The sequence below is a fragment of the Leptolyngbya sp. 'hensonii' genome, assembly GCF_001939115.1.
Classification (GTDB): domain Bacteria; phylum Cyanobacteriota; class Cyanobacteriia.
Map to the genome: position 1 here is coordinate 230,408 of NZ_MQTZ01000041.1, position 11,756 is coordinate 242,163.

At 48.2% G+C, this 11,756-nt stretch carries 10 protein-coding genes and 1 tRNA gene; 2 read left to right on the forward strand and 9 right to left on the reverse strand.

Features of this window, described 5'->3' with window-relative positions:
* Positions 1-9: 9 nt before the first annotated feature.
* The 5 genes from BST81_RS12970 to BST81_RS12990 all read right to left on the reverse strand — a co-directional run bounded on the left by BST81_RS12970 (position 10) and on the right by BST81_RS12990 (position 5,862).
* A complete protein-coding gene (locus tag BST81_RS12970) occupies positions 10-909 on the reverse strand; it encodes a histidine kinase dimerization/phosphoacceptor domain -containing protein (protein ID WP_075598919.1) in 900 nt (299 codons plus the stop codon).
* Positions 884-1,789 (reverse strand): diguanylate cyclase, encoded by a 906-nt coding sequence (locus BST81_RS12975; RefSeq protein ID WP_075598920.1) that lies wholly within the window; start codon positions 1,787-1,789, stop codon positions 884-886. Before BST81_RS12975 ends, BST81_RS12970 begins: the two co-directional genes overlap by 26 nt.
* A 204-nt stretch (positions 1,790-1,993) precedes the next feature.
* Positions 1,994-4,330, reverse strand: a complete 2,337-nt coding sequence (locus tag BST81_RS12980) for a PAS domain S-box protein (RefSeq protein ID WP_075598921.1) — start codon at positions 4,328-4,330, stop codon at positions 1,994-1,996.
* A 370-nt stretch (positions 4,331-4,700) separates the two neighbouring features.
* A tRNA-Gly gene (locus BST81_RS12985) sits at positions 4,701-4,772 on the reverse strand.
* A gap of 235 nt (positions 4,773-5,007) precedes the next feature.
* Positions 5,008-5,862: a tetratricopeptide repeat protein gene (locus BST81_RS12990; protein WP_171974750.1), complete on the reverse strand. Its 855-nt coding sequence runs from the start codon at positions 5,860-5,862 to the stop codon at positions 5,008-5,010.
* A 227-nt stretch (positions 5,863-6,089) separates the two neighbouring features.
* Here BST81_RS12990 and BST81_RS12995 point away from each other — a divergent pair, with 227 nt between their 5' ends.
* Both BST81_RS12995 and BST81_RS13000 read left to right on the forward strand, forming a co-directional pair.
* On the forward strand, positions 6,090-6,917 hold the full coding sequence (locus BST81_RS12995; RefSeq protein WP_075598923.1) for an Npun_R2479 family HD domain-containing metalloprotein: 828 nt from the start codon (positions 6,090-6,092) through the stop codon (positions 6,915-6,917).
* Complete coding sequence (locus BST81_RS13000; RefSeq protein ID WP_075598924.1) at positions 6,914-8,077, forward strand: ABC transporter permease; 1,164 nt, start codon at positions 6,914-6,916, stop codon at positions 8,075-8,077. Before BST81_RS12995 ends, BST81_RS13000 begins: the two co-directional genes overlap by 4 nt.
* Before the next feature lie 17 nt (positions 8,078-8,094).
* Here the strand turns inward: BST81_RS13000 and BST81_RS13005 are convergent, their stop codons facing one another.
* From BST81_RS13005 to psbU, 4 genes are read right to left on the reverse strand one after another with little or no spacing between them, the layout of a single operon-like run.
* Positions 8,095-8,880, reverse strand: coding sequence for an HAD family hydrolase (locus BST81_RS13005; protein ID WP_075598925.1), 786 nt, complete (start codon positions 8,878-8,880; stop codon positions 8,095-8,097).
* Positions 8,881-8,920: 40 nt separating this feature from the next.
* Positions 8,921-9,454: a PH domain-containing protein gene (locus BST81_RS13010; protein ID WP_075598926.1), complete on the reverse strand. Its 534-nt coding sequence runs from the start codon at positions 9,452-9,454 to the stop codon at positions 8,921-8,923.
* 15 nt (positions 9,455-9,469) lie between these two features.
* Positions 9,470-11,152: an L-aspartate oxidase gene (gene nadB, locus BST81_RS13015; protein WP_075598927.1), complete on the reverse strand. Its 1,683-nt coding sequence runs from the start codon at positions 11,150-11,152 to the stop codon at positions 9,470-9,472.
* A gap of 18 nt (positions 11,153-11,170) precedes the next feature.
* The gene (psbU, locus tag BST81_RS13020) at positions 11,171-11,605 is read right to left on the reverse strand and encodes a photosystem II complex extrinsic protein PsbU (protein ID WP_075598928.1); all 435 of its coding nucleotides are present in this window, start codon (positions 11,603-11,605) and stop codon (positions 11,171-11,173) included.
* Positions 11,606-11,756 lie beyond the last annotated feature (151 nt).

Sequence of the window (11,756 nt, forward strand, 5' to 3'; positions counted from 1 at the left end):
TTAAAATCCTCAAACTCTTTGTTGATAATGAAGCTCTGAAAAAGTTAGTTCGATCGTGGTTCCACTATCTTGAAAAAGCTCAATATTTCCTTCTAATTGCTGGGTGAGTAAGCAGATCAATTGAAACCCCATAGACTCAGTGGTATGGGCATCAAAATTATCAGGACAGCCAATGCCATCATCTCTAACCACAACCGTGATATGACGATTTGTTCCTTTTGCACTCAACCAAAGATGGCCGGTTCGCTGCCCCGGAAAAGCATGCTCAAATACATTGGAAACCAGCTCGCTCACAATTAATCCACAGGGCATAACCATTTCAATATTTAACCAGATTGAGTCCAAATCCGTGTGAACCTGAATTCTTTCAAAGTTCATACTGGAAGAAAACAATAATTGATTCATCAGAGTTGCCAGATATTCACCCAGATCGATTTGAGCCAAATTTTGGGATTGATAAAGCTTTTCATGAATCAAGGCCATAGATTGAATCCGATTTTGACTTTCACCAATCATTTTGATCAATCTCTGATCCTCAATATAATCCGTCTGCCACTCTAGAAGACTAGACACAACCAGCAAATCATTTTTAACGCGATGATGAATCTCTTTTAATAAAATCTCTTTTTCTTGGAGTGAGCTTTGGAGTTCCTCTTTAGCCTGTTGCAATTCTCTTAAGGTATATTCTCGCTGGCTGAGTTCTACCTGCAATTGCCCATATAGTTGGGATTGTTGAACTGCAAAGCCCACCTGGATCGTTAATTTCTGGAGCAGTTCAATTTCCCAGGATAGCCAGGAACGAGGTTGCTCACAGTGCTGCACAATCAGAAGCCCCCATAACTGTTGATCTTGCGAATGACCCTGCAAAATCGGAACAATAAGATTAGCTCTCACTTGAAACTGTGCCAATCATGGCAACCCGATTACGACCCTGTCGTTTCGCCTCATAAAGGGCTCTATCAGCTCGTTCCAGAATCATTTCAAGTTTCTCATCGCCGATTTGATACGTAGTCAAGCCGATGCTGACCGACAATTTAATGCTCTGGCTCTGGTGTTCTAGAGAGACTGCAGTAATCGCATGGCAAAGGCGTTCAGCCACTGCCATGCCCCCCGCAGCACTGGTTTCAGGCAGGATAATTGCAAACTCGTCCCCACCCAAACGCCCCACAAGATCGATCTTGCGTAATTTATGGGTAATTGCTGAGATTGTAGCTTTGAGCACTTCATCCCCTAACCCATGTCCATAGGTATCATTAATTTGCTTGAAGTGGTCCAGGTCTATTAACAGTAATGAAAATGAAGTTCCATAACGACAGGATCGACGGATTTCTTGCTCTCCCAATGCATAAAAATGGCGACGATTTGCCACCTGAGTTAAAGGATCTGTGATCGCCAGATGCTTCGTAGATTTAATTTCTTGATATTGGCTTAAAGCCATCTTGATAACAATATGAACTTCTTTTTCCTTAAAGGGCTTCAGGATATAGCCATAGGCTGAAACCTCTGCAGCCCGACCTAAGGTCTCGTCATCTGCATAAGCCGTGATAAAGACAATTGGAATGTCATAGCTCTGACGAATTTTGGCTGCTGTTTCTATGCCGTCTAATTCTCCTTTAATCACAATATCCATTAACACTAAATCCGGCTTTTTGATCGCAGCAGATTGGATAGCTGCATCTCCTGAAGAGACAACATCAACAATTTGATAGCCCAGCTTCTTCAGCGATCGAGCCAGGTTATGAGCGATTAGTAATTCATCTTCAACAATTAAGATATTAGTCGGAAGCATTAGTCTGTAATCTCTTGTGATACTGAAGCTCTGCGAAATCGAAGTTAAGTACTGGGCACAGAAAAAGAGTAAGATTCTGAGGAAAAATTACATAGGAAACTTAAATAGAACAGTTAATAGCCCATCTTTTTCAGTGTCCGAGATAGGGTATGGGCAATAAGCAACTCATCCTCAACGATCAAGATATTAATGCCAACCATTAATTTAGAGTCTCTTGCGGTATTGAAGTTCTGAGAAGGTGAGATGGAAGATTGTGCCATTATCTTGATGCATCTGAATTTTTCCTTCCAATTGTTGGGTCAAAAGACAAACCAGTTGCAACCCCAGAGACTGGGTATTCCGGAAGTCCAAATTATCCGGAAAACCAACTCCATTATCCTTAATTGTTATCGTGATTTGCTTGCGATCATTCGCAGAAACCTTCAGCCATAGTTGCCCTTTACTTTGATCTGGAAATGCATGTTCAAATACGTTAGAAATTAACTCACTCACAATTAGCCCACAGGGAGTTGCTGTCTCAATATTGAGAAAAACTGGTTCAAGCTCTACGCTAAATTCAATCCTTTCGTCATTCAAATTGAAAGAAAATAATAATTGCCTCGCCAGAGTCTCCAAATAATCACTGAAATTAATTTCAGCAAGATTTTCAGATCTATATAATTTTTCATGGATTAGGGCCATGGATTGGATGCGATGCTGACTTTCTTCAAAGATTTTGATCACAGCTACATCTTGCAGATAATCAATCTGCCAATCTAGAAGACTGGAAACCACCAGCAGATTATTTTTGACGCGATGATGAATTTCCTTGAGCAAGATTTCTTTTTCTTGTAGAGATGATTTTAGTTGTTCTTCTGCAATCTTGCGATCCGTAATATCCCGACAAACACAGACCAATCCGCCGCCTTCGATTAACGTGAGAGAAACTTCCTCCGCAAAAGTAGATCCGTTCCGTCGTCGGGCTGTGGCTTCTCCTTGCCAGTGACGATCTCGACCTAACACAGGAAAGATTTCTCGCTGAAACCGCTCAATTTCCTCAGGTTGATAGAGTTCTTGCCAGGTCCTACCGATGAGATCCGCCGGAGTTTCATAGCCAAACAACCGCACATGGGCATCATTGAGATAGATGTACCGATCGTCAGCACCCAGAATCGCAATCCCATCGATTGCAGCCTCTACCGCAGCCAACTGACGCTTCAGGGAGCGTTCTGATTTCTCTCGTTCTGTAACATCCCGATATTGCCAGAGATGACCCCGATAAATTTGATCCACAAAAACAGGCACATAATCAAACTCAAAAATCCGTTCATCAACCAGATAAAGCACTTCCCCAACGACTGCTTTTTGACCTGCTAAAATCTCCTGAATACGGGGCAGGAAATGGTCTGGATCTTGAAAGAGGTGTTTGGATTGTTGGGCAGTCTGCTCACAGTTCATCCCAATTAAGGTTTCTGGAGGTACTGGGATATGAAAGAGATTACAAAAAGCCTGATTGACAACGACGATATTACGAAACTCATCTTCCACCAGAATCCCAGCCTGCAAGCTCTGGATTAAGGTAGTGAGTCGCGATGCGATCGTCTGAGTCTGCTGCTCTGCAAGCTTGCGCTCTGTGACATCTGTTTGGATGCCAATATAGTGGGTCAGATTGCTCTGTTCGTCATATATGGGTGCAATGCTCAGTTCATTCCAGAAAAGGGTGCCATCTTTGCGATAGTTACGCAGGGTCACAATCCCACTCTGGCCTTCTGTTAGCACACCTCGGAGTTCCTGGAGGCCAGGTTGCTGTGTATCTTTGCCCTGGAGAAATCGGCAATTACGTCCCAACACTTCTTCTGCTGAGTAACCAGTGATCTGTTCAAAGGCCGGATTTACAAAAATCGTGGGGTAATCCGATCGACGGGCATCAACAATTACAATTCCATTGCTGCTGGCAGCAATCGCTCGTCCCTGAAGTTTCAAAATCTCTTCGATCTGGGACGCTGGGGGAACATCTTTGAGTTCCGGAGATCCTGGGCAGGACTCCTGCTGCAAACGAACCCTATTGAATTCGCCCATCATCCAGAAGAGATCGGTGGAACACTCAAGCATCCGATGTTCCAACTTTTCAGTGAGTTGCTCGATTTGAGCATTCTGAGCCTCCAGTTCTCGAGAGAGCGATCGCATCTGAAGATGCAGACGAACGCGAGCCGAAACTTCTTCGGGTCGTAAGGGTAGGGTGAGATAATCTACAACAACTGCAGGCAAAGCAGCCTGAGCGGACCAGGAATCCACAGCAGACATCAGAATGATTGGAATCGACTGTGTGTGGGGATTGGCCTGTAATTGCTGGCAAAATTCCAAACCCTCCAGATCAGATAGCGTGCTATTGAGCAGAATTAAATCCGGTTGGGTTTCCCGAATCTGAGCGATCGCTGCCTGTCCTGCATTTGCACTACTCAAGAGCCATCCTGTTCCCTCAAGCACCTGCTTCAACACCCCCAAATGCTCAGGATTGCCATCTATCAATAAAATCACGGCCTGATCGGGCAGGAGGGACATATACTTGATTCTCAAAATTAATGCATCACACCATAGAGAGATTACCCCCTCTCTATGATTATAAGTTTGGATAGAATGTTAGGCTGGGTGGGAGATTGGAGTCCCGTAGTTACCCCAGGCCTCATGTTCGACTATCTGGATAAATCAGAAATTTCCCGGTAGTCATGGAGACAGAGTTGGGTGGCTCGCACTAGCTACAGGATTCTTGGCCAAATTGCCCTGCTTTCTGCTTTTCCGGTTTCCTGGCATGTCCGGTAGACCTGCAAGGAGGTAATGTCCCTGACCCACAAACTAAAATCACAGTTGTAGACCTACTACCGAAGAACCTTAAAACTCTTAAGAATCAATCATCTCAAGGGTTTTAGACCTAAGCGGGTGATGGGACTCGAACCCACGACATTCAGCTTGGGAAGCTGACGTTCTACCACTGAACTACACCCGCAACAACCACTCGCTACTCGTTTTCTAGCATGGAAGCCTATTATAACCAATCCCTCCCGGATTGGGAAAACCTATTCAGTGATTTGTCAATTAAATCTTGAGCGGGCATAGGGGACTCCCCTATCCGTCAAATTTTTGACGCTATGCACTTCAAGCGATCAAAAAAAGGGTGGAACATGTCCACCCCTCAACCTCATTAGAAGTTGTCGTCGAATCTATCCAGGTAAAAGCCAGAATCAGTTAGTCACCGGGCCAGACTTCAGGCGCTCCAGGATCTGGTCAATCTTCTTAACCGCCTGTGTGTTGCCCTTGCTGGCATAAATCTGTCTAGCCTGCATGAAGGCATCCGTAGCATCGGCCTTTTTATTCTGCCGGACCAGTGCAATCCCCAGATTGTAGTAAGCGCTGCCATTTTGAGGATCTATCTTAATGGCCTGGTTGTAAGCTTCAACTGCAGCTTCAAACCGATCGGCATCGTCCAGGGCATTTCCCAAACCCACGTAGGCTGGCACAAAATTGGGATTTCTCTGAATAGCCTGCCGGTAAGCCTTAATGGCCGCTTCATACTGTTTCAGATCATACAGCGCATTCCCCAGACTATTGTGCCCCTGAACAAAATCAGGTTTCAGCTCAGTGGTCGTTTGGAAAGCCCTAGCCGCCTCTTGCATCTTGCCAACACGGGCCAGGGTAATGCCCATGTTGTAGTAAATCATCGGCTCATTCGGATCAATCTTGATTGCTGCCTTATAGGCTGAGATTGCTTCCTCAGGGTTGCCACTGTCGTCTAGGGCATTCCCCAGGCCAACATAAGCATCCACATAATCTTTCCTGATCTGAATGGCCTTTTTATAGGCATTCACCGCTTCTTTGAACTTGCCCTGATCATAGAGTTCATTACCGCGCTGATAGTAGGTCTCAGCGCTTTCAGACTGAACCATTAAATCATAGGGGTCAGCCTTGACAGCATTGGCAGAACTCTGATCTGCAGCCCGCTCCAACCCGTTAGCAACCGTTCGACTCGGAGTGGAACCCTTCTCCGCAGAAAAGCTCTGGCCGACTCCAGTAAAAAGTGTTAAACCCGCGATACCCAATGCGACTGGGATCTTAACTTGCCAAGAATTAGAATGCCTCATCTCTAGTAGCCTCGTTCAGCTTGCATCTGCTTGAATAATCTGCCTTACCAACCCGTTATCATTCTGTCTGTGTTGATATTGAGTTGATAGCGAAAGGTATAGATGTCTATGATCAGGGATACTTTGTGTACGTGTCGATTTCCGTAAAAATAATTTCAATAACTGGCCCTAGCTGGGTAACAGGGATGTTTAATCCAACTGAACTATTGATCAATAGCTTTGTCGATCAGCTCAAAGAGGGCTACCACCGCACCTATGGGGGCTGGAAGTCTGACTATCAAGACATTATCGCCTGGGCCGGTAATATGGCTCTGGAAAATATTGCCAACAGTGATGCCCTGTATCATAACGTCGAACATACTATCCTGGTAGCGCTGGTTGGGCAAGAAATTCTCCGGGGCAAGCATATTCGAGAAGGCGGGGTTTCCTGCGAAGACTGGTTACACTTCATCATTTCCCTGGTCTGTCATGATATTGGTTACGTCAAAGGTGTTTGCCAGGACGATAAAGACGGCTACTATGCAACTGGGCAGGATGGGAATAAGGTCAAGCTTCGAGCTGGCTCTTCCGATGCCAGTTTGACCCCTTACCATGTCGATCGGGCAAAGTTGTTTATCGATGAACGGTTTGGTGGGCACCGACTCATTGATGCCGATGTCATCAAACAGAACATTGAGTTAACCCGCTTTCCTGTGCCTCTGGCTGGCGACCATAAGGATACAGTGTATTATCCTGGCTTGATTCGGGCATCTGATTTAATTGGCCAGCTCAGCGATCCGCGATACCTGAAAAAGATTTGCGCCCTGTTTTATGAGTTTGAGGAAACAGGCGTGAACAAGCATCTGGGTTATCGCACACCAGAAGACCTGCGCAAGAACTACCCCAAGTTCTATTGGCACGGGGTCTATCCTTATGTCAAAGATGCGTTAAACTACCTTTCTCTGACCCAACAGGGGAAACAAATCGTTGCTAATCTCTATTCCAACGTTTTCGTCGTAGAGCACGAAGTATGAACTGGTGGCAGAAACTCAAAAACAATCTCCTGGCACGATTGGGTGCAATCATTCTTCTGGCATTTTATTTGCTGGTCTTTACTGCTGATTTCGTTGCTCCCTACAGTCCCTGCGATGAAGCGTCAATTAACCAGGGGTTTTGTCGGCCCCAGCAGGATGGAGCTTTACTTCCACCCACCCAAATCCATTTTTGGGATCGGTCAGGGCGATGGGTTGGTCCTCATGTCTATCCGACGATCCAGGGACCGGTGGATCTGGAAACGGGCGATCGTAACCTGATTATTGATTGGCAAAAACCCTCTCCTATTCATCTGTTGGCCCAGGGAGACTCCTACAACTTTTTGCAAATCAGGCTGCCCCTGCCAGTACAGGTAATTCCCCAGTTAAAAGTCGAGGACATTGAGATTTTCAAGGGATTCCCCGGTAATGTCCATCTATTCGGAACCTCAGGAGAAGGCAAGATCAATCTGCTAGGCACAGATGAACAGGCCAGAGATCAATTAAGCCGCCTGATCCATGGCGGGCGGATTAGTCTCACCATTGGTCTGGTCGGGGTGGCGATTACCTTCCCCCTGGGCATGCTCGTTGGAGGCATTTCTGGCTATTTTGGGGGCTGGATAGACAGCGTCTTAATGCGGTTGGTAGAAGTGCTGATGACCATTCCAGAAATTTACCTGCTGGTGGCACTAGCGGCTGTCCTTCCTTCTGGGCTATCGAGTAGTCAAAAGTTCTTACTCATTGTGCTGATCACCTCCTTCATCCGATGGGCAGGCTTGGCCCGTGTGATTCGGGGTCAGGTTCTGTCCATCAAGGAACGGGAGTTCGTTCAGGCTGCCCGAGCAATGGGCGGAACCCCCCTCTACATCATCCTTCGCCATGTTCTGCCCCAAACCGCCACCTATATTATTATTGCTGCCACCCTCTCTATCCCCAGCTTCATTGTGGCGGAAGCCGTCCTGAGCCTGATTGGTTTGGGCATTCAGCCTCCTGATCCATCCTGGGGAAATATGCTGTCTCTGGCGACCAATGCCTCGATTCTGGTGTTGCAACCCTGGCTGGTCTGGTCTCCGGCTTTTTTGATTGTTCTGACCGTCCTTGCTTTTAACCTCCTGGGAGATGGACTCCGAGATGCCCTTGATCCCCGCAGTTTGCGCCGATGAAAACCTCGGTTAGGCTTTTAGGGCCACTCAGAAAAGTCCTGGGTGAACTGAGCTAGGGACAAAAGATGGATCTGTTGATCGTTTTGGGCAATCTGTCGATCGCGATCTGTCACATAGCCCCATTCCGCCAGGAATAGCCGGACATCCGCCAGATCTGGCTGCTTTTGTACCCCCTGGAGGGTCTTGAGGCGATCCTCTACAAACCACACGCGATCGGGAGTCAGATGATGTGCCGCCAGCAGTTCGCGCAAGGACTGGGCCTTGGGTTTCCGGGATTCTTTGCCAATAATCTGGTGTTCAGCCAGCCCGATTCCCTGCTGCTGCAACAATTGGTGTACAAACCGGCCTTCTTTCGTCGTAATAATGATGAGCATCAGAGGAGAGGTGAGCCAGGTTTGCACCTGCTCTACTACACCAGGATAGAAGCGATGATTTGCCAACCAACTCTCCAGGTCAGCAGCAATCCATTCATCTCGCGTTCCATCCAATAGGGCAGACAGTTCAGTCGGAACCAGCTTCGCCTCTTGCACCAGTTGTTCTGCCAAAGTCGGCCAGTGAGATAAAATTTCGTCATCTGGAATATTCTGCAACAGGGCCTGCAGCAGGATCGGCATTTCCCAACCCGTTTCAATCACCGGACGCAACCGGTAGAACCGATCGGCTACTCCCTCCGGTGGGCTGGAAGGACCATCCGGCCATATTCTACAGTAAGCCCGCCAGGTGGACTGGAAATATTCAATCAATCCATCACACAGCACACCATCGAAATCTAATGCCAGGAGGGCAGGGGTTAAAGCAGCCATAGATTAGGTGAAATTCTGCCAACAGTCTACTGGTATTTCGTCAGGTAAAATCAATTTCTGCAATTCCTCGCTTCTGACGCGCCATTTCGGCGCATCGGCGCATTTCATCCCAGAGCATCCGAGCTTCGTGGACCGCTTCCAGGACGATCGTGGGGCTGGAGGGGTCAGTCGTCATCAGCTCCAGGGTACTGAGACCAAACAGACGCAGGAAGAGGGGTTGAACCAAGGTGACATCCCGAACCCGATAGAGCTCTATCTCTTCAGTTTTCCGATTCAAAATTCCTTGACTTATAAGAATCCGCTCAGTGGTAATGGTGTAAGAATTGCTTTTCACCTGTAGCCATTGCCAGAAAGCCATCCACAGCGATCCCAGGCAGATAATCAGCAATCCCCCCAGGACCAGACCACTGAAGTTATGGTCTCGCACAGGAGGCCATTGCCAGCAAAAGATTGCTGCCACCCAGCCCAGCCCGATCGTGATGCCACAAAAGAAGTAAGTGCCCAGGTTGGTAATCTGGGATGGCGATCCCTGCCAGAGTATTTCTTCACCAGGTCGGTTTTGACGTCTTGTCATACATGAAGATAATGACTAACAACCAATAACAGGTTCAATCGGCGCTGAGGTCCACCAGTCTTGGTCCTGAACCAAGGTATGGACTTGCCATTGAAGATCTGTTTGAGGATAGTCTACTCGATAGTGGCCACCCCGGCTTTCGGTTCTAAAGGCCGCACTTTTGAGCATCAGGAAAGCGATGTCCAGCAAATTCCGCGTTTCTCCCCAGAGCCGAATTTGGGATTCCACCGTTGTTCCGACCCATTCTATCGCCTGTCCTGGAGGAAGACCCAGGAAAGATTGACTGAGGGGAAGGTCAGTAAACATCTGCCGCCAGGAAATAATCTGGGCGATCGCGGGTTCCAGGGTCTGCCAATCCCGGCAGATGCCCGCACTCTGCCAAACTAGCTTGGGCAGCAGCGATCGCACGTCCTCCAGCCAAATTTTTTGCCCTTCCCAGGCTTCAGGCACGATTGCTAATGCCTGGAAACTGGGAGGAACCGGGTGATCCTTGCCCTGCTCTTTTTTGGAAAACGCAATGTGTCCTAGCTGCGCCCCAAACACTAAGCATTCCAAAAGAGAATTGCTCGCCAAGCGATTGGCTCCATGAACCCCGGTACTGGCCGTTTCCCCCACACTATAAAGACCCGCAATGGTGGTGCAACTCATCAGATCAGTCGCAACCCCCCCCATCCAGTAATGGGCTGCAGGAGCCACGGGGATAGGTTCTCTCAAAATATCAATCCCCCATTTCTGGCAAACCTGAATAATATTGGGAAAACGGTGCCGAATCCGATCTTCTGGAATGGGTCGCAGATCTAACCAGACCTGAGCTGTTGCTGGATCTGCTTCAGTTTGCTGCAAATGGCTGAAGATGGCCCGGCTAACGACATCTCTAGGGGCCAGTTCCCCATCGGGGTGATAGTCAAAAGCAAAGCGCCTGCCCTGTCGATCGATCAAATGGGCTCCTTCCCCACGGACCGCCTCACTGATCAAAAACCGGGGAGCCCCGGCTTTGGTCAGAGCTGTCGGATGGAACTGCATGAACTCTAAATCCCGGAGCAACGCACCTGCCCGCCAGGCGATCGCAACCCCATCCCCCGTACTCACTACCGGGTTTGTGGTTTGGGCAAAAACCTGTCCACCCCCACCCGTTGCCAGAATCACCGCCCCGGCCTGTAACCAAATCAGGCGATCGCTCTGGAGCAGGTTGACGCCCCGACAATGACCCGTTTGGGCATCCAGCCACAGGTCCAGCACAAAAGTCTGTTGGAATACTTGAATATTTTTGCGGCTTAAGACTTGGGCAGCCAGAGTGGTTACCACAGCCCGACCAGTTGTGTCAGCCGCATGCAAGACCCGTCGTCGTGAATGGGCTGCTTCCAGAGTCAGGGCCAGTTCTCCTGCCGGGGAACGATCGAAGGCCACTCCCATCTCAACTAGTGTGCCAATACAATCGCTGGCATGTTCAACCAGGAATCTGACTGCCGAGGGATCACAGAGCCCTGCCCCAGCCCGCAAAGTATCCTGAAAGTGGAGCTCAACGGAGTCTTCCGGAGCGGTCACAGCAGCAATTCCACCCTGAGCCCAGTCACTCGCTGATAGGGATAGGGTTTCTTTAGTTATCAACCCTACCTTTAAAGTCTCAGGAAGGCAAAGGGCGGCGTACAAGCCCGCCGCCCCAGCACCAATTACCAGAACATCAAATTGATCGAACAAATCGAGACTCTGGCTCCGTTATTTATAGATGCCGTTATTGTAACGATCACCACCCTCTACCAAGGCATTTTCAACCGAAGTTACCGTAAAGTTCCCCAGGTTAGCCTTCAGAGTCTCTTTCTGGCTATCAGTCAACCCTGGGATTCTCAGCACATCCCCAACTTCTTCAAAAGGAGCGTTTTTGAGAACCAACTTGGCCAGAGTGGGGTACATCCCTGGATATTGCATGAACGCCCGGACATTTGTATTATTCAAATCAATTTTTTTGCCGAATTCAGTTTTCAGCTTGTCATCCATCGCGTTGCGGATGGGTTCTGCTGCTACTAGAACAGAGGCTGGACGGACTAGTAGCCCACCCAGATTAGCAGCATGGGCAGGCTGAGGCATGGGCCATCCAGCCAAACCAGCCAGGACAACAGTCAGAACCGCAAACCAACGAACGAAGCATTTCATCGAGCCAGACCTCCCTCTCATAAAACTATAAACTTTTACCCATTCTCTTTAAGAATCATGCCACAGATGCTTGACCTGGAGGCATGACATCATACCTCCAGCAAGGTCAAAGACAAACCCTCAGTTCAAATGGGTCTCACATACCATCAGA

Bases quoted from the DNA above. Each gene is read 5' to 3' on its own strand.
- psbU (WP_075598928.1), bottom strand. From the start codon at position 11,605: ATGAAATGCTTCGTTCGTTGGTTTGCGGTTCTGACTGTTGTCCTGGCT.
- BST81_RS13010 (WP_075598926.1), bottom strand. From the start codon at position 9,454: ATGACAAGACGTCAAAACCGACCTGGTGAAGAAATACTCTGGCAGGGA.
- BST81_RS13000 (WP_075598924.1), top strand. From the start codon at position 6,914: ATGAACTGGTGGCAGAAACTCAAAAACAATCTCCTGGCACGATTGGGT.
- BST81_RS13005 (WP_075598925.1), bottom strand. From the start codon at position 8,880: ATGGCTGCTTTAACCCCTGCCCTCCTGGCATTAGATTTCGATGGTGTG.
- BST81_RS12980 (WP_075598921.1), bottom strand. From the start codon at position 4,330: ATGTCCCTCCTGCCCGATCAGGCCGTGATTTTATTGATAGATGGCAAT.
- BST81_RS12975 (WP_075598920.1), bottom strand. From the start codon at position 1,789: ATGCTTCCGACTAATATCTTAATTGTTGAAGATGAATTACTAATCGCT.
- BST81_RS12995 (WP_075598923.1), top strand. From the start codon at position 6,090: ATGTTTAATCCAACTGAACTATTGATCAATAGCTTTGTCGATCAGCTC.